This is a genomic window from Prosthecomicrobium sp. N25, from assembly GCF_037203705.1.
Taxonomy (GTDB): Bacteria; Pseudomonadota; Alphaproteobacteria; order Rhizobiales; family Ancalomicrobiaceae; genus Prosthecodimorpha.
In genome coordinates this window covers 707,045-729,608 of sequence record NZ_JBBCAT010000002.1, presented here as the reverse complement: position 1 = coordinate 729,608, position 22,564 = coordinate 707,045, and the positions used below count along the sequence as shown (strand labels likewise).

Genomic DNA, 22,564 nt, shown 5'->3' with positions numbered 1-22,564 from the left:
GGGACAAGAGGCCCGGAGGTCGCCTGGGCAAACCGGCAGCCGGAGATCAGAACCGGCGCACCTCGTGTCTCACACGGGGAACGCGGCTTGAAGCAACGACGTAGAGGGCTTTTTTGGTCTCTGCCGGCTCTCCATCGGCCGGGGTTACTGAAGAGGCAGCACTACTTCCTTGCCGGACGTGCGGATCGGGATCTCCCGTTCCAATCCATGGCACCAACGACCGGATGATCGCGTCCGGGCCGCAGCGGGTTTCCAGATCCCGCCGGTCCGACCGCTCCCGCATCCGGGCCATCGAGGCCCCGCACAGGCATCGATGGGACCGCCGGCTTCGAGCCGGCTCGTCGGGGTTCGCGCCCCGTGCCGACGAACCGTCTCCATCGCGGTTCCCGGCGCGTCGTCGCGCATCCCGAAAAGTCTTCCGTCCGGGCGACCGGCTGGGAGGCGAGAGCCCGACCGCATGGGCCGAAAGGCACCGCCGTCGGGGGTTACGTAGGCCGCAACATGGACGGGAGCCGACCCATGACCGCCCGGATTCGCGAATTCCTCCGCACCCGACGTCCCGAGGGCCCCTGCCTCGTGGTCGACCTCGACGTCGTGCGCGACAAGTACCTCTCCTTCGCCCGCGCCATGCCGGACACCCGCGTCTTCTACGCGGTGAAGGCCAACCCGGCGCCCGAGATCCTGACGCTCCTCGCCGAGCTCGGGTCGTCCTTCGATTGCGCCTCGATCCCCGAGATCGAGATGGCGCTGGCCGCCGGCGCCACCGCGGACCGGATCTCCTTCGGCAACACGATCAAGAAGGAGCGCGACGTCGCGCGCGCCTTCGAGCTCGGCGTCCGCCTCTACGCGGTCGACTGCCGCGCCGAGGTCGAGAAGGTCGCCCGTGCGGCGCCCAGGTCGCGCGTCTTCTGCCGCATCCTCTCGGACGGCGCGGACGCCGAGTGGCCGCTTTCGCGCAAGTTCGGCTGCGATCCCGAGATGGCCCCGGACGTGCTCGAGCACGCCCACCGGCTCGGCCTCGACGCCTATGGCGTGTCCTTCCACGTCGGCTCGCAGCAGCGCAACACCGAGGCCTGGGACGGGGCGCTCGCCTCGGCCGCCGCGATCTTCCGCGAGATGGCCGAGCGCGGCATCCAGCTCCGCATGGTCAACATGGGCGGCGGCTTCCCGACCCGCTACCTGAAGCAGGTGCCGGAGGTCGGCGCCTACGGCCAGTCGATCACCGGGGCGATCCGCAAGCATTTCGGCAACCGGATCCCCGAGACGATCATCGAGCCGGGCCGCGGCATGGTCGGCGGCGCCGGCGTGATCAAGGCCGAGGTGGTGCTGATCTCGCAGAAGTCGCTGAAGGACGAGGTGCGCTGGGTCTACCTCGACATCGGCAAGTTCGGCGGCCTCGCCGAGACCATGGACGAGGCGATCCGCTACCCGATCCTGACCGACCGGGACGCGGACGAGAAGGCGCCCTGCGTCATCGCCGGGCCGACCTGCGACTCCGTCGACGTGCTCTACGAGAAGACCCCCTACGACCTGCCGGTCTCGTTGGAGATCGGCGACGAGGTCCTGATCGAAGGCACGGGCGCCTACACGACCACCTACTCGGCCGTCGCCTTCAACGGCTTCGCGCCGCTGAAGGCCTACGTGATCTGATCGGCGGCGGCTCGGCCCGCTGCCGTACCGGCCGGAACCCACGGCCCTCCGAGGAGTCGAGAGCGGGCGAGACGCCCGGTCCACGGCCTTGCGACGAGCGCCCGGCGGGGCTTCCCGCCGGCTTGTCCACCTCTGACGGTATACCCGGAAAGTCCGACGCCATGATCGTTATCGATCGCGAGGCGCCGTCCGATGTCGGACGGCGCGAGGCTCTCCTCGACCGCGCCATGGGACAGGCCCGCTTCCTGAAGACGTCCGCGCGCGTCCGCGACGGGCGCCGCCCGGCCGAGGGCCTGTCGCTCGTCGCCCGCGACGGCGACGCCCTGGTCGGCACCGTGCGCCTGTGGCATGCCGCCGTGCCGTCGAACGACGGCCTGCGCCCGGTGCTCCTGCTCGGCCCCCTGGCGGTCGAGCCTTCCCGCCAGGGTGACGGCATCGGCTCGCGCCTGATGGAGGCCGCGCTCGCCCGGGCGGCGGCGCTCGGCCACGCCGCCGTGATCCTGGTCGGCGACGCCCCCTACTACGCCCGCTTCGGCTTCTCCGCCGAGCCGACCGGCGACCTGCGCCTGCCTGGCCCCTACGAGCGCCACCGCCTGCTCGCCCGCGAGCTCGTCCCCGGGGCGCTGGCCGGCACGGCCGGCCTGCTCGTCCCGACCGGCGCGCCGGCCGAGGCCGAGCCGACCGCCGAGGCGGTGTTCGGTACGGCCGGCCAAGTCGGCCCCCGGCGCGCGGCGGGCTGAGGGCCATCCACCCGTGACATGAGGCCCGCGTGGCGGTTCGGCAGCCGGCCGGACCGCCGCGTCGGCCCGTCCGTGCGACCCCGAATCGCCGCGCCGGCGGTTCCTTTCCGTTGATCCCCCGCCGCGGTCGCGCTATTGCACCGCACACGCCTGATCAAGCGCCGCCTGGGAGAGCCCGCGATGAGCAACTGGCCCGTCTATCACACCATCGACGGCCCGATCGTGATGATCGGCTTCGGCTCGATCGGCAAGGGCACGCTGCCCCTCATCGAACGGCACTTCGCCTTCGACAGGACGCGCCTCACCGTCATCGACCCCTACGACGGCGACCGCGCCCTTGTCGACGAGCGCGGCTACCGCTTCGTCCACCAGGCGGTCACCCGCGAGAACTACCGCGACCTGCTCACGCCCTTCCTCACCGAGGGCGGCGGCCGCGGCTTCTGCGTGAACCTCTCGGTCGACACCTCGTCCCTCGACCTGATGAAGCTCTGCCGCGAGCTCGGCGTCCTCTACATCGACACCGTCGTGGAGCCCTGGCTGGGCTTCTACTTCGACCAGAGCGCCGGCCCGGCCGCCCGCTCCAACTACGCGCTGCGCGAAACCGTGCGCGCCGAGAAGGCCCGCTCGCCCGGCGGCACGACGGCCGTCTCCTGCTGCGGCGCCAATCCCGGCATGGTGTCCTGGTTCGTCAAGCAGGCCCTCGTCGACATCGCCCGCGACACCGGCCTCGACTTCCACGAGCCGTCCGACCGCGAGGGCTGGGCGAGCCTGATGCAGCGAGCCGGCGTCAAGGGCATCCACATCGCCGAGCGGGACACGCAACGCTCGAAGAACCCGAAGCCGCTGAACGTGTTCGTCAACACCTGGTCGGTCGAGGGCTTCGTCTCGGAGGGCCTGCAGCCCGCCGAACTCGGCTGGGGCACGCATGAGTCCTGGATGCCGTCCAACGGCCGCCGCCACGAGACCGGCTGCCAGGCCGCGATCTACCTCATGCAGCCCGGCGCCAACACGCGCGTGCGCACCTGGTGCCCGACCCCGGGCCCGCAATACGGCTTCCTGGTCACCCACAACGAGTCCATCTCGATCGCCGACTACTTCACGGTCGGCGAGGGCCGCAACCCGCAGTACCGGCCGACCTGCCACTACGCCTACCACCCGGCCAACGACGCCGTCCTGTCGCTCCATGAGATGTTCGGTGCCGCCGGCCGCAAGCAGCCGGCGAACCACATCCTCGACGAGCACGAGATCGTCGACGGCGTCGACGAGCTCGGCGTCCTTCTCTACGGCCATGCCAAGAACGCCTACTGGTTCGGCTCGCAGCTCTCCATCGAGGAGACCCGCCTGCTCGCGCCCCACCAGAACGCCACCGGCCTGCAGGTCTCCTCGGCGGTGCTCGCCGGCATGGTCTGGGCGCTCGACAACCCCGAGGCCGGCATCGTCGAGGCCGACGAGATGGACTACCGCCGCTGCCTCGAGGTCCAGCGCCCCTACCTGGGTCCCGTGATCGGCGTCTACACCGACTGGACCCCCCTCGACGGCCGGCCGGGCCTCTTCCCGGAGGACGTCGAGGAGAACGAGCCCTGGCTCTTCAAGAACGTCCTGGTGAAGTGAACGGCGCGGCGGCCGGGGTCCGGCGCGCCCGTCACCGCACGAGGGCCGGCTCCTCCCCGGCGAGTGCCCGCTCGAGCACCCCGAGGTCGCGGAAGGCGACCACCTCGAGCGGCGCCGATCGTCCCGGAACCGCCTCCCGCCGGCGCTCCCCGAGGCCCTCGGGCAGTCCCGCCTCGGCGAGCACGGCCGTGCTGGCCACCACCGCGACCGACAAGGCCTTGGTGGCCTGTTCGAGCCGGCTGGCCGTGTTCACCACGTCCCCGATGACCGTGACCGAGGCGGCCGGGCCGACCCCGATACTGCCGACCACCGCCGAGCCGTAGTGGATGCCGATCCCCAGGCGGAACTCGGTTCCGAGCGTCTCACCGAGCTGCTCGTTGAGCCGCCCGACCGCCGCCTGCATGGCGACCGCCGCCGCGAGCGCCTGCCGGCAGGCGCGCCGCCCGTCCCCGAACCCGAAGATCGCCATCACGCCGTCGCCCAGGAACTTGTCGATCCGGCCGCCCGATCCCTCGATCGCATCCTGCATCAGCGCGGCGAACCGGTTGAGGACGAAGACGGTGTCGTAGGGCAGGCGGTGCTCCGCGAAGGCCGTGAAGCCGCGCAGGTCCGCGAACAGGACGGCCAGGTGCTCCTCCCGCCCGTCCCGCCGCTCGTCCCGCGCCAGCAGGTCCGACTGACCCGCGGCCGGGGAGACCAGCGGCACCACGTCCACGTCCCCGTAGACACGCGCCTGGCAGCCGAGCCGCGTTCCCGGCTCAATGCCGGCATGGCCCAGCACCTTGACCTCCCCGGGTTGTGCCGGGCTCAGCGACTGCGCGCCCCGGATCACCCGAACCCGGCAGGTCGAGCAGCGGCCGCGCCCGCCGCAGACCGAGGCGTGCGGGAGGCCGATCGACCGACTCGCCTCCAGGACCGTGGTGCCGGGCGCGATCAGCGCGAAGCGATGGTCCGGATAGCCGACCCTCATCTGTCCGCGCCGCCGCTCCGCCGCCGCGCGCGCCCGCCGCGCCGCGAACACCATCGCGACCGAGAAGGCGTGGAAGGCGACGACGAGCAGGCCCGCGCGCCGGATCGTCTCGGCCGTCTCCGCATCGGGCAGCCGCGGCGCGATCGTCTCCGCGACCCACTCCGGCCGCTCGGCGCGCACCACCACCTCGCGCCCCGCGGTGAGGGCGCCGGCGATCCCGAGCAGCGGCAGCCCGACCACGATCCCGATCGCCCAGGCCCGTCCGCGCAGGTACCAGGACCGGAACCGGTAGCGATTCCAGAGCCCGATCGCGGCATGGCCCCATACCACCGTGGAAAGCGCCAGTTGCATCAGCGCGGCACCCGGGTCCGCCACCCCGAGCACGTAGAGGACCCGCCCGTAGCCGCCGCCCGCCACCGCCGCCCCGAGCGCATGGCCGGCGAGAAGCGGCGGAATGGAAAGACCGAGCACCAGCTGCAGCACGTCCGTGGTCCGCAACCCCGTCAGCCGCCGGCGGCGGTAGATGAGGTTCAGCGCCGCCAGGTAGTGCACCAGGAAGGCGACCGCGAGCAGCCCGAGCCCCACCGGGCTGCCCCAGACCGCCGCGAACTGCCGGCCGAGCCACCCGACGGTGGCGAGGCCCATCAATCCGCAGGCATGAACGGCGAAATGACTGGCCAGGAAGGCGACCAGCACCAGCCCCGCAGCGCCGTGCAGGCGCCGCAGGTCGGCCGTCCTGACCGTCGCCTCCTCGGCCATCCGCTCCGAACCAGACCCCATCCGCGATGCCTCCAGGCGGGGCTTGTAGCCGACGATCCCGGCGGGTGGGTACGGCCGAGCGCGTAACTGTAATCACAGTTCCGTCAGGCCGCTTCCGCCGCCCGGACCGGAAGAGCGTTGCCGTTCAGGTAATCAGGGCGAAACAAGCCGGCGCTATGGTCCCGTCCCGCCAGCCAGCCACGCCGGAGACGTCCTTGCGCCCGTTCCTCGCCCTCGCGACCCTGCTCGCCCTCCTGCTCGCCCCTGCCGCGGCGGGGGCCCAGTCGGCCAATCCCTTCGCGGCGACCGTCGTGGTGCCCGACCTCAAGGACGACGAGCTGGCTCTCTGGATCGCCAAGTCGAACGTCGCCGTGAAGCTGCTCAACGATACGCTGCGTGCCAAGGAGTCCTACGGCCGCTACGCCTCCTGGGTGGACCTCAAGAAGGGGCCGACCGGCCGGGAGCGCATCATCTACGGCCTCTACTCCGTCTCCCCCACCTCCGTGAAGGATGCCGGCGCCCGCACCCGCAAGGCGGCCGGGGAGGCGCCGGCCGTCCCTGCCCTCGATCAGGCCATGCTGGAACTCGCCGCCGCCTTCGAGTCCGCCGCGCCCGTGATCAACGAGGCCGAGGGCTACTACGAGCGCAAGGACTACAAGGCCGACGGCATGGCCGGAGGCAAGGCCCTGCACGAGCGGCTGATACCGGCCTTCAAGGCGCTGCTCGACGCGCGCGAGCGCCTCGACGGGGAGCACCGCGCCCTCAAGGCGAGCCTGGACGGCCAGGAACTCGCCCGTCTCGAGCGGACCGAGGGCAAGAGCATGCGCTGGCACACCCGGCGCGTCATGATCCTCGCCGAAAAGGCCGTCGACGCCGTCCCGCGCGATCCCCGCAAGGCCGACATCCCCGCCTATGACCGGGCCGTGGAGGCCTACGCGGTCGCGGTCCGCGAGTTCGACGCGGCCGTCCTCGCCGGCGGCAAGTCGAGCGCCTTCGACACCATGCCGAAGAGCCTCCTCGGCAATCTGCGCGAGTTGAAGGACAAGATCCGGGGCCGCGACGCCCAGGGCCCCTTCTACAGCATCCACGTCAACCAGGTGATCAACCAGTACAACACGATGACGACCTTCTCGTCGTCCTTCTTCCGCGGTTGACCCCGTCCCACGGCCGAGCCGAAGCGAACCGCCCGGCGGCCGCCGCGTTGGTGCCGCGCGAGGAGGCGCGGCATGACGGCACCGAGGCTGGGGCATTTCATCGATGTGGAGGGCCGGGTCGCGCACCTGCACGTGATCGGGCAGGGCGGCACGCCGGTCCTGCTCCTGCACGGCTGCGGCAGCCTGGCGGAGGAGATCCTGCCGCCTTTCGAACCCCTGGCGCGCCGCGGCTATCTCCTGATCGCGCCGGATCGCCCCGGATACGGCTACAGCGAGCCGCTGCCGGACGGCCGCGAGGGCGCCGACCGGCAGGCGGCGTGGCTCGCCGGCCTCCTGGACCGGCTCCGGCTCGAGACGGTGATCGTGGCCGCCCATTCGCTGGGCGCCGGGCCGGCGCTGTGCCTGGAGGCGACCGCCCCCGAGCGTGTCGCCGGCCTCGTCCTGCTGGCCGGCTTCTGCCGGCCGACCCCCCATGCCGCCCTGCCGATGCTGCGGGCTGCCGTCGCGCCGCTGGTCGGCCCCTTCATCCGCAAGTCGGTGATCCCCGCGGTCGCTCCTGCGCTCGGACCCCGCCTGCTCGCCGCGGCCTTGAAGCCTCACGCGGTTCCCGACTACTTCGCCGGCTTCCCGTACCTGCATGCCGGGCGTTCCCGGGCCGTCCTGACCATGGCGGCGGAATTGCGCGCCTTCAACGACTGCCTGGAGGCCGCCGCCCCGGGCCTCGCTGGCCGGTCGGTCGCCGCCGAGATCCTGCATGGCAGCCTCGACGGCGTCGCGGACCCGGACTGGCACCTGCCCTGGGTCGCGGGCCTCCTGCCCCGCGCCGACGTGCGCGTCTACCCGGACGTCGGACACGCCCTGCATCACGGCCGCCCCCACGAGGCCCGCGCCGCCGTCGACCGCCTGGCCGCCCGGCTGCGCGCGCGTTCCCGCCGCCTCGGCCGGGACCGGCCGGCGTGTCCCCCTTCGTTCGGCGTGGCCCGGTCCGGGGCCCTGCGAACCGTGTCCCCTCACGGCCGGCGACCGACAGGACCTGATCGACAGAAATCAGAGGCCGGCGAATGGAACGAAAGAACGGCCGCCTCATCCAGCGTAGATCCAGACAGCGTCGGAACGGCGGATCGCCCCCCGGAGACCCGTTACGGCGTATAGGTGCCGCAAGCGGGGAAAAAACCGGCATCATGGATTCATCGCGCCGCTCCGCAATATTGATTGCAAGAACGAGATCGCGCGAGAACTCCTGCGGCATCCTGAGATCGACGACACCTGCGACCGATTATCCGAGGCGCGCCCGTTATGGAAGCTGACGAGTATAGTACGTGTTTACCCCCATTTTACACGTTTCAGTGTATCCCCGAGGCCAGCAACGGCCGGAGCGCGCCATGATCCATCGCCTGACCATCTCGACCAAACTGTCGGCCCTGTTCGGGCTCGCCCTCGCCGCCGCCCTTGGGATCGGCTCGCTCGGCGTCTGGCAGGCGGGGGCCGAGAATGCCTTGAGCCAGCGCCTCGAGCGTACCCTGCGCGGCACCGCCAACGTGGAACGCCTGAACGGCCTCGTCTATGCCACCGTGATGGAGTCGCGCGGCATCTACATGGCCAAGGACGGTGCCGCCGCACGCCCCTTCTCCGAGAGCCTGAGGCGCTACGCGGACACCATGCTGCGCATCGTCGGCGAATGGGAATCCCTGATCGAGCCGACCGATCGCGCCGCCTTCGACGAGTTCAGGACCCGCGTCCAGACCTTCCACGATTTCCGATACGACATGGCCACCCGCGGCGTCGCCCAGGGTCCGGAAGCGGCTCGCGCCCTCGGCGACAACGACGCGAACCGGGCGGTCCGCACCGCCCTCAACCGGGACCTCGAGAGCCTCGCGGCCACCTATGACCGCCGCGCCGCGGAGATCTACGAGGAGATCGGCCGGCTCCACGCGACGGGCCGGATGATCCTGCTCGCCGCCCTCGCCCTCGCCCTGGCGGTCGGGGCGACGGGTGTCTGGATCGCGCGGGCCCGCATCGCCCGGCCCATCATGGACCAGGCCGGCGTGATGGCGCGCATCGCGCAGGGCGATACGGACGTGGCCGTCCCGGCCCTCGACCGGGCGGACGAGATCGGCCGGATGGCGGCAGCCGTCGAGGTCTTCCGCAAGGCGGTCCGCGAGTCCGACGACCTGAAGCGCTCGCTGGAGACCGAAAACCGCGCCCGCGAGGACCGTCAGGCAGCGCTCCGCAACGCCGTCTCGGCCTTCGAGGCCGATGCGGCCGACGTGGTCGCCCGCCTGGTCGGCCTCGCCGAGACGGTCACCGCCGCGGCGCGCGACCAGATCGCGGCCGCCCGCGAAACCACCGTGAAGACCCGGACCGTCGCCGACGCCTCCGATCAGACGACCGCGAACGTGCAGACCGTCGCGGCGGCCGCCGAGGAACTCTCCGCCTCGATCGCCGAGATCAACCGTCGCGTCGCCGACGCCGCCGCCACGGCCCGCACGGCGGTCGAGACCGCGGAACGGTCCTCCGCCGCCGTCCAGGGCCTGACCGATTCCGCCCAACGGATCGGCGATGTGGTCGATCTGATCCGGTCCATCGCCGAGCAGACCAACCTCCTGGCCCTCAACGCAACCATCGAGGCCGCCCGCGCCGGGGAGGCGGGCCGCGGCTTCGCGGTGGTGGCCAGCGAGGTCAAGGCGCTGGCCAGCCAGACCGCCAAGGCGACCGAGGACATCTCCCGGCAGATCGTCGCCATGCAGGCGACAAGCCGTCGCTCCGCCGAGACGATCGAGGAGATCCAGGGCACCATCCAGGAGATCGACGGCATCACCGTCTCGGTCGCCGGCGCCGTTGAGGAGCAGGGCGCCTCCACGGCCGAGATCGCCCGAAACGTCTCGCAGGCCGCCCGCGCCACCGACGACGTCAACCGCAACATCCGCGACGTCGACCAGGCGGTCGCCTCGACGGCCGCCAACGCGGACCAGCTCCTGCGCATGGCCGAGGACCTCGACACCGAGGCCGGCCGCCTGCGCGAGCACATGGATGCCTTCTTCCGGTCCATCCGGGCAGCCTGATTCGACCCGGTCCTCGCGTCCGCGACGGGTTCACCGGCAGAAACACAGGAGCGGGCATACGTTCAAATTCTAGTATGACGTAACGTCATATACACGTGGATCTTGCAGCTTCTGGGGCGGATCGGTCCGGGCAGTCCGGCCGGTCTCCCCGAGGCCCCACATGACAAGCTCCACCCCACCACAGGCCGTCGTCGCCTATCGCCTCGTCCCGCTGGTCGCGATCCTGTCCGTCGCCGGCCACACGCTGGCCGGCGTGCAGATCCGGGTGGTCGGCAACATGGGCCTGACGTTCCTGTCGCTCGCCCTCGCGCGGGCGATCCTGGCCTGGCGACTGCCCCACTGCGTCCGGGCGCGCGACGCCCTCGACGCGGCCGGGGCCGTGCTGGTGGCCGGCATCGGCCTGGTGCTCGTCAGCTATCTCGGCCAGGGGCTCGCCTGGCCGACCTGGGACCGGGAGATCGCCGCCCTGGAGCTTGCGCTCGGCATCGACTGGCCGACCGTCATCCGGTCGGCGGACCGCTGGCCAATCGTCCTCGCCGTCCTCTCCCTCGCCTACGCCACCTACTACCTTCAGCTCTTCACGGCCGCGACGGTCCTCGCCGCAACGGGCCGCCATCGCGCGCTCGACCTCTTCCTGATCGCCTTCGTGGCGACTGCACTCCTGTCGATCGCGATCGGCTCCCTGGCGCCGACCTACGGGCCCGAGCCGCTCCAGGTCCCCCCGCTCGATCTCCGCTACGTCCGCCTGACCGGCGCGACGCCCGCCGCGGTACTGGACGCGTTGCGGTCCGGCAGCCTCCGCGTCGTGGATCTGGACCGGCTCGACGGGCTCGTCACCTTCCCGTCCATGCACGCCGCCGTCGCCGTGCTGGTACCCTGGGCCCTGCGGCCCGTTCCCCGGCTCTTCTGGCCGGCGGTCGCCCTGAACCTGCTGATGGCCGCCTCGGCGGTCACCACCGGCGGGCATTACGTCATCGACGTCGTCGGCGGCGCCCTGGTCGCGATCGCCGGGATAGCCCTCGCCGAGCCGCTCCGTCGCCGGCTGCTCCGGATACTCGGGCCTCGGTCCGCAGCCGCTCCCGGGCAAGGCGCGGCGAAGGCGGACGAGGTCCGTCCCGCAAGCCCCGCCATCAGGACGTGATGTCGACCAGCGCCGCCTCGCCGGACTCCATGCCCACCGCGAGCGCCAGCCCGTCAGGGCTCCAGGCGAGCGCCGAGACCGGGCTCTCCCCCGGCCTGTGCAGCACTACCTCGGCGTGGTCCTCGAAGCGCACCGCCATCACGAGCCCGTCCTCGTAGCCGATCGCCACGACCTCCTCGCTGGGATGACAGGCGACGCGGGTGACGAGCTTGCCGTAGGGCGCCAGTTGCAGCGGAGGCTTGCCCATCGGGCCGTCCTTCGCCGTGAACGGCCAAAGGATGGCGGCATTCGCCCCCGAGGAGGCGAGCCACTTGCCCTTTGCACTCCAGCTCAGCGACTTCACCTTGGCCGGGTAGCCGGTCATTCGCATGTGCTTGGCGTCTTCGATGCGCCAACCGTGCAGCGCCGGCTCCTGCATGGTCGTCACCAGGAAGCGACCGTCCGGCGACACCGTGATGCCCGTGTGGGCCCCTTTCCACTCCAGGTCGACAGGCGCGCCCTTGGCGGTCACCCAGTGCAGCATCGCCTTGTCGATGGTGGCGGTCGCGACCCGGAGCCCCTTGGGCAGGAAGCAGACGCCGCCGACCGCCTTCTCGTGCGGGATCTCCACGACCGCCCCGTCCTGCAGCCGGACCCAGACGGTGCGGCCGCTCGCGCAGGCGACCGCCCCCTGCGGCCCCGCCGCGATCTGGTCCAGCCACTTGCCCTTCTTCTCGAAGAGCAGTTCGGTGCTCCCCTCCGGCGTCGTCCGGACCACCCGCCCGTCGTCGCCGGCCGTCAGCAGGCTCCGGCCGTCGAGCGCCGGGGCCGCCGCCAGGATGCCGCCGTCATGAGCCTCCACGGCCCGCGACGCGCCGTCCGGCTCCGCCAGCCGGACCGAGCCGTCGCCGAGCGCGAACAGGGGCCGGCCGCCGGGAAAGGCGGCCGCGACCACGTAGGCGCCGAAGGACAGGGGCGTGGACTTGGGCAAGGTGGGATCCTCTCGCGAACGCGGGCCCTGGCTTTTTCCATGGCCGCGGCGCTCTGGCAAGGCGCCTGGAGCAGCCCCGTCAGGCCGCCCGGCAGGCCTCGAAGCCGTTCTTCAGGCCGCCCCAGTCGAGGTCGCGCCCGATGAAGACGAGCCGGCTCTCGCGCGGCTCGTCGCTGCGCCACGGCCGCTGGTGATCGCCCTCCACGATCATGTGCACGCCCTGCACCACGTAGCGGTCCGGATCGCCCTTGAAGGCCAGGATGCCCTTGAGCCGCAGGATGTTCGGTCCCTGCGCCTGAGTCTCGCGCTGGATGAAGTCGAAGAACAGGTCGGCGTCGAGATCGCCGGCCTTGAGCGAGATGGAGCGGACGTCCTCGTTGTGGTGATGGTGGTCGTCCTTCAGGAAGTCCGGCTCGACCGACAGGATGCGCGACAGGTCGAAGGCGCCCTTGTCCAGGATCTCCTGCAGATCGACCCGGCAGCGTTCGGTCTCGATGACGCGCGCATAGGGGTTGATGGCCCTGATGTCGCGCCGGACCGCCGCGAGTTCTTCGGGGGTGACGAGATCCACCTTGTTGAGCAGGATCACGTCCGCGAAGGCCACCTGGTCCTCGGCCTCCGGCGCGTCGTCGAGCCGCTTGGCGAGGTTCAGGGCGTCCACCACGGTGACGATCGCGTCGAGCCGCGTCCGGGCGCGCACGTCGTCGTCCATGAAGAAGGTCTGCGCGACCGGGGCCGGATCGGCGAGACCCGTGGTCTCGATGAGAATTCCGTCGAAATTCCCCTTCCGCTTCATCAACCCTTCGATGATGCGGATGAGGTCGCCGCGAACGGTGCAACAGATGCAGCCGTTGTTCATCTCGAAGACTTCCTCGTCGGTGTCGACGACGAGGTCGTTGTCGATCCCGACCTCACCGAACTCGTTGACGATTACGGCGTATTTCTTGCCGTGATCCTCAGTCAGGATGCGGTTGAGCAGCGTCGTCTTGCCGGCACCGAGATATCCGGTGAGCACGGTGACGGGAATGGGCGCGGCGGGAAGGGCCATGGGGAACCTCGGGTGGGCGGGCGGAGGACGGGGTCAGGACCCGGCCATCGCGGCGGTGAGGAGTTTCACGTTGTGGCGGACCATATCGATATAGGTGGCGGCCGGTCCAGTTGAAGGCGACAGCGCGTCCGAATAGATCTCGCCCCCGAGCGCCACCCCGGTTTCGCGGGCGATCCGGTCGGCGAGACGCGGGTCCGTGATCGTCTCGACGAACACCGCCTTGATCTTCTCCTTGCGGATCAGCCGGATCAGCCGCGCCACGTCCTTCGCCGTCGCTTCCGCCTCGGTCGAGACCCCCTGGGGCGCCAGGAACGTCACCCCGTAGGCGGCCGCGAAATACCCGAAGGCGTCGTGCGAGGTGAGAACCCGTCGCTCTGCGGGCGGTACCCGGCCGATGGCCGCGCGCACCTCCGCGTCGAGCCGGTCGAGCTCGGCCAGATAGGCGGCCGCGTTCGCCTGGTAGACCGGCGCACCGTCCGGATCGGCGGCGACGAGGCCGTCGCGGACATTGGCGACATACACCTTGGCGTTGGCGACCGACTGCCAGGCATGAGGATCCTTCGCCCCGTGGTCGTGACCGTGCCCGTCCGCATCCTCCATGACCCGGGGGCTGATGCCGCGGGTGGCGACCACCAGGCTCGCCCGCGTGCCGGAGGCCTTGACGAGCCGCTCGATCCAGCCCTCGAAGCCGAGCCCGTTGACGAACACGGCCCGGGCCTCCGCGACCGCGCGGGCATCCGCCGGCGAGGGGTTGTACACATGCGCATCCCCGTCCGGGCCGACCAGGGTCCTGACCGAGACGCGCGCGCCCCCGACCACGCGGACGAAGTCGCCGAGGATCGAGAAGGTCGCCACGACCGGCACCGTCTCGCTCGCGCCGGCCGGCCCGCGGGCGGCCCCGAGGAGCAGGACGGCGGCGGCGGCGGAGAGGACGGCGCGGCGGCTGAATGTGAGCATGGCGTGGACTCCGACAGGGGGCGCCGGCCGCCTGTCAGGGGGCGGGTGGCGCTGTGACTTCGGGGGCCGGGAGGCCGGCCGGTTCAGGCTTCCAGGTGGCGCGGCCGGGCGACGCGGCGGATCAGCCCGCCCGAGCGCCCGAACACGATCGAGACCGCATAGGCGCAGCCGGCCATCAGGATGATCGCCGGCCCCGAGGGCAGACTCGCGTGATAGGAGACGAGAAGGCCCGCCACGCTCGATCCGGCGCCGATGGCTGCCGCGAGGACGATGAGGCGGGTCAGGTCGTCGGTCCACAGCCGCGCCGCTGCCGCCGGCAGCATCATGATCCCGACCGCCAGCAGGGTGCCGAGGGCGTGGAAGCCGGCCACCAGGTTCATGACCACGAGGGCCATGAAGGCGAAATGCACCGGCGCGCCCGCCCGGCTGACCGAGCGCAGGAAGGACGGGTCGACGCACTCCAGCACGAGCGGCCGGGCTATCACGGCGAAGATCAGGAGCGTGCCGCTCGCCACCCCGGCGAGGAGCAGCAGCGTGCCGTCGTCGAGCGCCAGCACGGAGCCGAAGAGCACGTGCAGGAGGTCGACGTTGGAACCCCGGGCCGAGACGATGACCACGCCGAGCGCCAGCGAGACGAGATAGAAGGCGGCGAGCGTCGCATCCTCCTTCAGGGCCGTGCTGCGCGCGACCGCGCCGGCGCCGAGCGCGACCGCGAGCCCCGCCACCAGGCCGCCGAGCGACATGGCCGGCAGCGAGAGCCCGGCCAGCAGGTAGCCGATGGCCGCCCCGGGCAGGATGGCGTGCGCCATGGCGTCGCCGGTCAGCGACATCCGCCGGAGCATCAGGAATACGCCGACCGGCGCGGCGCCGATCGAGAGCGCCAGGCTGCCGACGAGGGCGCGACGCATGAAGTCGAACTCGGCGAAGGGCTCGATCAGGAGGTCGTAGAGCATCGTCCGCCCCTCAGGCCGCGCCGCGGTCGCACACGTGCGCCGCCTCGTCGAAGGCCTCGATCATGCGTCGCGCCTTCAGCAGGTTGGCGGGGGTCAGCACCTCGGGGGTCGGCCCCCAGGCGATCAGCTCGCGGGCGATCAGCACGCTCTCGGGGAAGTGCCGGCGCACCGTCTCCAGGTCGTGCAGGACGGTGACGACGGTCCGCCGCTCCGCGTGCCAGCGCCGGATGAGGTCGAGGAGATCCGCAGCGGTCTTGGCGTCGATGGCGTTGAAGGGCTCGTCGAGCAGGATGACCGAGCTGTCCTGCAGCAGGAGCCGAGCGAACAGGGTGCGCTGCATCTGGCCGCCCGAGAGGGTCCCCACCGACCGCCGCTCGAAGCCCTCGAGGCCCACCGCCCGGATGGCGTCGGCGATCCGCGCCGCATGGCCCCGGCCGATGCCCCCGAAGGCCCCGGCCTTGCGCCAGAGCCCCATCGCCACGAAGTCGTAGACCGAAAGGGGAAAGCTCCGGTCCACCTCGGCGAGCTGCGGCAGGTAGGCGATGTCCCGCGGGTCGACGCCGTCCAGGCTGAGCCGTCCGCCGAGCGGCTCGAGAAGACCCGCGACGCCCTTGAGGAGCGTCGACTTGCCGGCGCCGTTCGGCCCTACGATCGCCACCAGCGCCCCCGCCTCGATGCGGCCGGACAGGTGGTGGACGGCCGGATGCCGGTCGTAGCCGAGCGTCAGGTCCTGGAACTCGATGCGGGATCCCGCCATTGTGTCGCGCCCCCTCATGCGATCGCCCAGGCGACGCCGGCCCAGATCAGGAGCGACACCGCCCCGGCGGCCGCGAGCCGCTCCGCGAGCGACAGCCGGACGAGCGACAGCGTCGGCGCCACTGCATGCGCATGGGCCGCGCCGTGCGCCGACCCGTGTCCGCCGTGGCCGTGGGAGTGACGATGGGCCGGGGCGAGGCTCGACCGGCCATGCCCATGGCTCCCGCCCTCCGGACCGGCCCCGACGTCGGCCGGATGGTCCGGCGCATGACCGTGGTCATGAGCGGGAGAATGGGCGTGCCCGTCCGCATGGCCGTGGCCAGGCGCATGGGCGTGCTCGGCTGCAGGGTCGTGGCCGTGGGTGACGGCCGGGCCGTGGACATGGCCGTCCGCATGCTCGTGGGTAGCGGCACGGCCGTGTCGGTGGAGATGCGCATGGCCGTGCGGATGCGCATGGCCGTGGTCTTCGTCGGGGGCGGCTCCGCCTCCCGCGACGCCGCGACCGGCGTTCTCCTGGGAATGGACGTGCCCGCCGGGTCCGACCCGGCCATGGTCCGGCTCCGCCTCGGCCACCCGGGGCCGGGAAGGACCCAGGACGCTCGAACGCCCGGGCCGGTGGTCATGCCCGACGGCGTGCAAAGTCCCGGTGTCCCGGCGATGTCCGACGCCCGGCGAAGACCTTCCGTCGGCGTACGCCGGCCCCGGCACATGCGGCCCGCCGGCCGGGTCCTGGGGAGTGCTGCGTTCGCTCACGGGAGTCCTCGGCTGTCGCGGTATGTTATACCGTAACAGTTCAGACCCGACAAGACCCGCCGTGCCGCTGGCGCCCAGGCCGAGGAATCCGGTTGGCGACTCCGGTGGCCCGGAACCGGAGCGATTCCGTTGCTGCACCCAAACCGGCTCATGGACGTCCGAGCCGCGTCGGACCGCCGGGCCACGCCCGACGGGCTCACCTCGGGCCCTCACCCGGCGGACAGGCTTCCGCCCGACCGGCCGGCCCCGGCGCCGGCCCCGATGGGCCCCCCTTGGACGGACCCCATCAAAGGCCGTCCGATGCCGGAGGTCCGGGCCCGGCAGCCCACAGTTCCCGCGCCACCGTCCGAACCGCCCCAGGGTCGGACGGCCGGCGGAGGGGGACGACGGTTACTTCAGGACCACGCGGCCTTCGACCTTGCCCGTCGCGGCGCCCTTCTCCTTCACATAGGCCATGACGTCGTTGGCCATCAGCTTGGCGTCGCGCTCGCCGAGGAGCTGCTTCGCCCGGGAGAACATCCGGTAGCCGTCGCCGCCGGCGAGCATGAAGTCGTTGATCGCCACCTTGTAGGTCTTCTTCGGGTCGAGCGGCTCGCCGCCGACCTTGACCGACAGGATGCGGCTGCCGGCCGGCTTGCCCTTGTCGGCCTCGAGCGTCACGCCGGAGACCTGCGGGAAGCGCCCGCCCTCCTGCTCGACCTGCGAGACGCCGTTCTCCAGCGCCGCCAGGACGGTCTCGCCGGTGACCTCGACCAGCACGGTCTTGTTGCCGAAGGGAAGTTCGGTCAACACGTCGCGGCGGCTGAAGGGCGCCCCCGGCGCGTACTGCTTGTTGCCCCGGATCCCGCCGCCGTTGGTGATCGCCAGGTCGGCCCCGGTCGCGAAGCGCATGCCGTCCGCGATCAGGTTGCCGATCGCCGCCTCGCCGGTGCGCACCGTGGACTTGCGGCTGTCGAGCGGCCCGTCGACCTTGCCGATCTCGATGTCGAGCTCGCGCGACAGCTGCTTGCGGTACTCCTCGACCTTGACCTCCACAGTCGGGTCGGGCGCCACCGTGGCGGAATCGATGATGCGGAAATTCGGCCACCAGGTCGTCTGGCGCCGCCCGTCGCGCTCCTCGGCCTTGATCTGCAGGTCGATGGCGGTGACGTACTCGCCCTCCTCCTTGGACTCGACCAGCGCCGTCCGTCCGTTGAAGAAGAGCGCCAGGTCGTGGTCGTCGCCGGAGAGCACCAGGTCGAAGGCGCCGGTGCCGAACAGCACCTGATCCTGCGCCCGGTTCGCGTGCACCACCGCCACGATGAAGTCCGCGCCCTGGTCCCGCAGCGCCTTGGCGGAGGCGAGCGCGGTCTTGATGCTGTCGGCGAACTTGAGCGGGCCCGGGCTCGACTTCACCGGGCTGTCGTCCGCCGTGATGCCGAGGATCCCGAGCTTCACCCCGTCGATCTCGACGATCTTCTGGTCCTCGAAGCCCGGCAAGGGATTGCCGGCCTCGTCGCGCAAGTTGGCGGCGAGCTTCATGGGCGCCTTCAGTTCGCCCATCCGGGTCCTGAACACGTCCGGCCCGAAGTCGAACTCGTGGTTGCCCGGCACGAAGATGTCCGGCGGCACCATGTTGAGCAGTTCGACCACGTGCGCGCCCTTGTCGAAGCCCGACATCAGCGACGGCGAGATCGTGTCGCCCGCGTGCACGTAGATGACCTTGCCGCCCTTGGCCTGCTCGGCCTTCACGATGGCCGCGAGCCGGCTGAAGCCGCCGCGGTTCTTCGGGCCGTCGATCTTGTAGATGTCGTTCACCAGCACGAAGGTGACCTTCGCGTCCGCGGCGCCCGCCGTCGGAGACCAGCCGCCGATCCCGGCAGCCAGGATGCCAAGAGCGGTTGCACCGGCAGCCAAACGCTTGAATATGAACATGTTCACCAACCTCGACGGAAAGTTGCAGGCTTCGACGGACAAGGAACCTAACGTGAACGTCATCCTCGCAGGAAGTTCATGGCTTGTCGAGAGGGAACGGGTGGTGATCGGACACGCTATGCGCTACGTACTCGTCGCAAGGCTCCCTGAACGCGCGCCGCCCCCTGGCCGGCGTTCCGACCCCGCCGGGCGGGGTCCCCTGACGAGGACGAGACGTTGAACCACGCCCCCGGCCGCCTCTCCGCCGCCGACCCGAAACGCGCGGCCGACTACCGTACCGTTCGCCTGCCACCCGGCCATCCGCCGGTCGCCGCCGGCCGCATCGGCGTGCTGGTCGTGGCGCTCGGCACGCCGGACGCGACTGACTACTGGTCCATGCGCCGCTATCTCCGGGAATTCCTGTCCGACCGGCGCGTCATCGAAACGCCGCGCTGGCTCTGGTGGCCCCTTCTGAACCTGATCATCCTGTCCACGCGCCCGCAGAAGAAGGGCCGCGACTACGACACGATCTGGAACCGCGAGCGCAACGAGGGTCCGCTGCGGACCATCACCCGCTCCCAGGCCGACAAGCTCCAGGCCGCGATGGCGCCGGTCTCCGACAAGGTCGTGGTCGACTGGGCGATGCGCTACGGCAACCCGTCGATCCGCAGCCGCCTGGAGGCGCTGCAGGCGCAGGGCTGCGAGCGGATCCTGGTCTTCCCGCTCTATCCCCAGTACGCCGCGGCCACCACGGCGACGGTCAACGACGTGGTCTTCGACACCCTCAAGGCCATGCGCTGGCAGCCGGCGATCCGCACCGTGCCGCCCTACCACGACGACCCAGTCTACATCGATTCCATCGCCGAGAGCATGAAGGCGAGCCTCGCCGGCATCGACTGGGAGCCGGAGGTGATCCTCGCCTCCTTCCACGGCATCCCGAAGTCCTACTTCGACAAGGGCGACCCCTACCACTGCCATTGCGCCAAGACCACGCGGCTCCTGCGCGAGGTCCTGGGCGCCGCTCCCGAGAAGCTGCGGATGACCTTCCAGTCCCGCTTCGGGCCGGAGGAGTGGCTCCAGCCCTACACCGACAAGACGGTCGAGGCGCTCGCGCAGCAGGGGGTCAAACGCCTCGCCGTGGTCACGCCCGGCTTCACCGCCGATTGCCTGGAAACCCTGGAGGAGATCGCCGGCGAGAACGCCGAAATCTTCCATCATGCGGGCGGCGAGAAGTTCCATTTCATCCCGTGCCTCAACGATTCGGACCTCGGCATGCGGGTGATCGAGGCCGTCGTGCTGCGCGAGCTGATGGGCTGGATCTGAACCGGTCACGCCGCTTCAAATCTGCGATGGCGGCACTGCCGCCGCGGCGGCGCTCGATTGCCCCCGTGTCCGCGCAAGACTAACGTCCCCTTGGCCGGCCGATTCCGCCGCGCCAGGGGGGAGACCGCGCATGAATTTCTCGGTGACCGCCGGCGACATCGTCATCATCGCCATCGTGATCGTGCTGATCGTGACCGTCTTCGCCGGGGTCAAGACGGTGCCGCAGGGATCGAACTGGACCGTCGAGCGATTCGGCAAGTATACGCGGACACTGAAGCCCGGCCTCAACATCCTCGTTCCTTATGTGGAGGGCGTCGGCGCCAAGCTCACCATGATGGAGCAGGTGCTGGACGTGCCCACCCAGGAGGTCATCACCAAGGACAACGCCACCGTCTCGGTCGACGGCGTCGCCTTCTTCCAGGTCCTCGACGCCGCCAAGGCGGCCTACGAGGTGCAGAACCTGGAACTCGCCATCCTCAACCTCGTCATGACCAACATCCGCACCGTGATGGGTTCGATGGACCTCGACCAGCTCCTGTCCCACCGCGACGAGATCAACACCCGCCTCCTGTCGGTGGTCGACGCCGCCGCCTCGTCCTGGGGCGTCAAGGCGAACCGCATCGAGATCAAGGACATCATCCCCCCCGCCGATCTCGTCGCCTCGATGGGCCGCCAGATGAAGGCCGAGCGCGACAAGCGCGCCTCGGTGCTCGAGGCCGAGGGCGCCCGCCAGTCGGAGATTCTGCGAGCGGAGGGCCAGAAGGCCGCCCAGATCCTCGAGGCCGAAGGCCGCCGCGAGGCCGCCTTCCGGGATGCCGAAGCCCGCGAGCGCCTGGCCGAGGCCGAGGCCAAGGCGACCCAGGTCGTCTCCCAGGCAATCGCCGGCGGCGACCTGCAGGCGATCAACTACTTCGTCGCCCAGAAATACATCGAGGCCTTCAAGGAGCTCGCCGCCGCCCCGAACCAGAAGGTCATCCTCGTGCCCATGGAGGCGACCGCCATCATGAGCTCCATCGGCGGCATCGCCGAACTCGCCCGCTCCGCGCTCGGCGACGGCCCCGGCCGCGCCGCCACGCCCCCCAAGACCTGACGGAGCCGCGAGATGAGCCTCTTCGAGTACGTCGCCCGCTGGTTCGACGCCCCGTCCACCTGGCTCCTCTTGGGCCTCGCCCTGCTGGCCCTGGAGGTCTTCGTCCCGGGCACCTTCTTCCTGTGGTTCGGCGTCTCCGCGCTCGCGATCGGCGCCGTCCTGCTGGTCGTCGCCGTCGAGTGGAAGATCGCGCTCGTCGCCTGGGCGGTCCTCGCGGTCCTGCTGCTCCTGGTCGGCCGCCGCTTCTTCCACGCCCGCGACCGCGAGGTGGAGGACCCGTATCTCAACGAGCGCGCGGCGCGCTACACGGGCCGGCAGTTCACGCTGACCGAGCCCCTGATCGAGAGCCAGGGCAACCTAAAGATCGACGACACGATCTGGCGCGTGAGCGGTCCGGACCTGCCGGCCGGCACGCGCATCCGGGTGGTCGGCGTGGACGGCCCGGTTCTCAAGGTCGACCGGGCCTGAGCGTCGGGCCGGCCCGGGGCCGTCAGGCGACGCCGAGCCTCAGCAGGTCGTGCATGTGAACGATCCCGATGGGACGTTCGTTCTCGACCACGAGCAGCGCCGTGATCTGCGAGCTGTTCAGGAGCTCCATGGCGCTCGCCACCAGGGCGTCCGGACGGATGACCTTCGGCCGCCGGGTCATCACCTCGTCGACCTTGCGGGTGAGCAGGTCGTCGCCGATGTGCCGGCGCAGGTCGCCGTCCGTCACGATGCCGGCGAGTCGGCCGTCGTCCCGGAGCACGCCGAGGCAGCCGAAGCCGCGCTGGTTCATGAGCAGGATCGCCTCCCGCATCAGCGTGCCGAGCGGCGCCAGCGGCACCGCGTGGCCCTGGTGCATGACGTCGCGCACCAGCTTGAGGCTCGCCCCGAGCTTGCCGCCCGGGTGGAACACGCGGAAGTCCTGCGCCGTGAAGCCCCGGCTCTCCAGGAGCGAGATGGCCAGCGCGTCGCCGATGGCGAGCTGCATCATGGTCGAGGTCGTCGGCGCCAGCCCGTGCGGGCAGGCCTCCGGCACCTTCGGCATCTCCAGCACGATGTCGGCCGCCCGGCCGAGCGTCGAGGCCGCGTTGGAGGTGACCGCCACGAGCGGCACCCGGAAGCGACGCGAATAGGCGAGGATCGACGCCAATTCGCTCGACTCGCCCGACCACGACATGGCGATGACGATGTCGTCCGGCGTGATCATGCCGAGGTCGCCGTGGCTGGCCTCGCTCGGATGCACGAAGAAGGCGGGCGTGCCCGTCGAGGCGAGCGTCGCCGCGATCTTGCGGCAGATGTGCCCGCTCTTCCCGATGCCGGTCACGATCACGCGGCCGCGCGCCTCGCGCACCGCCGCGACCGTGTCCATGATGGCCGTGCCGAGCGCGCCCTCGAGCGCCGCCGCGAGCATCTGCAGGCCCTCGATCTCGATGCCGAGGGTTCGTCGCGCCGCGGCGAGGTCCGCCGCTTGCCGCCCCTCGGATCCGCCGCCTGCACCGCGCGTTCCGGCGAGGTCGGCATCGATCTGGCGCATTCCGGTCCCCTTTCGCGATTGCCTCGACGGACCCCGGGACGACCCGTCGGACTTCCGGTCGGCGCCTTGTACCACGTTTGGCCGCGGCGAAAACCCCCGGGAACGTTCCCCTACGGAATGGAAAGGGTCCGTTAACCATGCCCGTTTACGATTGGGTAAGGGCCATTGCGCCCGCCGGAGCCCGCCCGACCGCCCCGAGCCAGCGCCCGCCAGCC

Annotated in this window: 19 protein-coding genes; 10 read left to right on the top strand and 9 right to left on the bottom strand. The window is 71.0% G+C overall.

Annotated features, from left to right (window positions below; all coding sequences use genetic code 11):
• Positions 1-519 precede the first annotated feature (519 nt).
• The 3 genes from WBG79_RS18205 to WBG79_RS18195 all read left to right on the top strand — a co-directional run bounded on the left by WBG79_RS18205 (position 520) and on the right by WBG79_RS18195 (position 4,001).
• On the top strand, positions 520-1,650 hold the full coding sequence (locus tag WBG79_RS18205; RefSeq protein WP_337358601.1) for a type III PLP-dependent enzyme: 1,131 nt from the start codon (positions 520-522) through the stop codon (positions 1,648-1,650).
• A gap of 161 nt (positions 1,651-1,811) precedes the next feature.
• Positions 1,812-2,390, top strand: a complete 579-nt coding sequence (locus WBG79_RS18200) for a GNAT family N-acetyltransferase (protein WP_337358600.1) — start codon at positions 1,812-1,814, stop codon at positions 2,388-2,390.
• 180 nt (positions 2,391-2,570) lie between these two features.
• Positions 2,571-4,001 carry a homospermidine synthase gene (locus WBG79_RS18195; RefSeq protein ID WP_337358599.1) on the top strand — a complete coding sequence of 477 codons (1,431 nt, stop codon included), beginning with the start codon at positions 2,571-2,573 and terminating at the stop codon, positions 3,999-4,001.
• A gap of 31 nt (positions 4,002-4,032) precedes the next feature.
• Here WBG79_RS18195 and WBG79_RS18190 read toward each other — a convergent pair whose 3' ends face one another.
• Complete coding sequence (locus tag WBG79_RS18190; RefSeq protein WP_337358598.1) at positions 4,033-5,751, bottom strand: adenylate/guanylate cyclase domain-containing protein; 1,719 nt, start codon at positions 5,749-5,751, stop codon at positions 4,033-4,035.
• A 194-nt stretch (positions 5,752-5,945) separates the two neighbouring features.
• On the opposite strand from WBG79_RS18190, the gene WBG79_RS18185 reads away from it, so the two are divergent.
• From WBG79_RS18185 to WBG79_RS18170, 4 genes are all read left to right on the top strand, one after another.
• A complete protein-coding gene (locus WBG79_RS18185; protein ID WP_337358597.1) occupies positions 5,946-6,884 on the top strand; it encodes a DUF3829 domain-containing protein in 939 nt (312 codons plus the stop codon).
• A gap of 72 nt (positions 6,885-6,956) precedes the next feature.
• Positions 6,957-8,036, top strand: a complete 1,080-nt coding sequence (locus WBG79_RS18180) for an alpha/beta fold hydrolase (RefSeq protein WP_337358596.1) — start codon at positions 6,957-6,959, stop codon at positions 8,034-8,036.
• 230 nt (positions 8,037-8,266) lie between these two features.
• Positions 8,267-9,946, top strand: a complete 1,680-nt coding sequence (locus tag WBG79_RS18175; protein WP_337358595.1) for a methyl-accepting chemotaxis protein — start codon at positions 8,267-8,269, stop codon at positions 9,944-9,946.
• A 160-nt stretch (positions 9,947-10,106) separates the two neighbouring features.
• On the top strand, positions 10,107-11,087 hold the full coding sequence (locus WBG79_RS18170; protein ID WP_337358594.1) for a phosphatase PAP2 family protein: 981 nt from the start codon (positions 10,107-10,109) through the stop codon (positions 11,085-11,087).
• On the opposite strand, the gene WBG79_RS18165 is transcribed toward WBG79_RS18170, so the two are convergent.
• From WBG79_RS18165 to WBG79_RS18135, 7 genes are all read right to left on the bottom strand, one after another.
• Positions 11,077-12,057 carry a WD40 repeat domain-containing protein gene (locus tag WBG79_RS18165; protein ID WP_337358593.1) on the bottom strand — a complete coding sequence of 327 codons (981 nt, stop codon included), beginning with the start codon at positions 12,055-12,057 and terminating at the stop codon, positions 11,077-11,079. The two genes, WBG79_RS18170 and WBG79_RS18165, sit on opposite strands and share 11 nt — an antisense overlap.
• 79 nt (positions 12,058-12,136) lie before the next feature.
• Complete coding sequence (locus WBG79_RS18160; protein WP_337358592.1) at positions 12,137-13,105, bottom strand: CobW family GTP-binding protein; 969 nt, start codon at positions 13,103-13,105, stop codon at positions 12,137-12,139.
• A 33-nt stretch (positions 13,106-13,138) separates the two neighbouring features.
• Positions 13,139-14,062: a metal ABC transporter substrate-binding protein gene (locus tag WBG79_RS18155; protein ID WP_337358591.1), complete on the bottom strand. Its 924-nt coding sequence runs from the start codon at positions 14,060-14,062 to the stop codon at positions 13,139-13,141.
• Between the two features lie 83 nt (positions 14,063-14,145).
• The gene (locus WBG79_RS18150) at positions 14,146-15,015 is read right to left on the bottom strand and encodes a metal ABC transporter permease (RefSeq protein WP_337358590.1); all 870 of its coding nucleotides are present in this window, start codon (positions 15,013-15,015) and stop codon (positions 14,146-14,148) included.
• A 10-nt stretch (positions 15,016-15,025) separates the two neighbouring features.
• Positions 15,026-15,772 (bottom strand): zinc ABC transporter ATP-binding protein AztA, encoded by a 747-nt coding sequence (gene aztA, locus WBG79_RS18145; RefSeq protein WP_337358589.1) that lies wholly within the window; start codon positions 15,770-15,772, stop codon positions 15,026-15,028.
• Positions 15,773-15,786: 14 nt separating this feature from the next.
• On the bottom strand, positions 15,787-16,344 hold the full coding sequence (locus WBG79_RS18140; protein ID WP_337358588.1) for a hypothetical protein: 558 nt from the start codon (positions 16,342-16,344) through the stop codon (positions 15,787-15,789).
• A 570-nt stretch (positions 16,345-16,914) separates the two neighbouring features.
• Positions 16,915-18,438 carry a bifunctional metallophosphatase/5'-nucleotidase gene (locus WBG79_RS18135; RefSeq protein WP_337358587.1) on the bottom strand — a complete coding sequence of 508 codons (1,524 nt, stop codon included), beginning with the start codon at positions 18,436-18,438 and terminating at the stop codon, positions 16,915-16,917.
• 285 nt (positions 18,439-18,723) lie between these two features.
• On the opposite strand from WBG79_RS18135, the gene hemH reads away from it, so the two are divergent.
• From hemH to WBG79_RS18120, 3 genes are all read left to right on the top strand, one after another.
• Complete coding sequence (gene hemH / locus WBG79_RS18130; protein WP_337358802.1) at positions 18,724-19,740, top strand: ferrochelatase; 1,017 nt, start codon at positions 18,724-18,726, stop codon at positions 19,738-19,740.
• A gap of 142 nt (positions 19,741-19,882) precedes the next feature.
• The gene (locus WBG79_RS18125; RefSeq protein ID WP_337358801.1) at positions 19,883-20,830 is read left to right on the top strand and encodes an SPFH domain-containing protein; all 948 of its coding nucleotides are present in this window, start codon (positions 19,883-19,885) and stop codon (positions 20,828-20,830) included.
• A gap of 12 nt (positions 20,831-20,842) precedes the next feature.
• Entirely contained in the window at positions 20,843-21,298 is a 456-nt protein-coding gene (locus WBG79_RS18120; protein WP_337358586.1) for an NfeD family protein, read from the top strand.
• Positions 21,299-21,320: 22 nt separating this feature from the next.
• On the opposite strand, the gene WBG79_RS18115 is transcribed toward WBG79_RS18120, so the two are convergent.
• On the bottom strand, positions 21,321-22,349 hold the full coding sequence (locus WBG79_RS18115; RefSeq protein WP_337358585.1) for a KpsF/GutQ family sugar-phosphate isomerase: 1,029 nt from the start codon (positions 22,347-22,349) through the stop codon (positions 21,321-21,323).
• Positions 22,350-22,564: the final 215 nt, after the last annotated feature.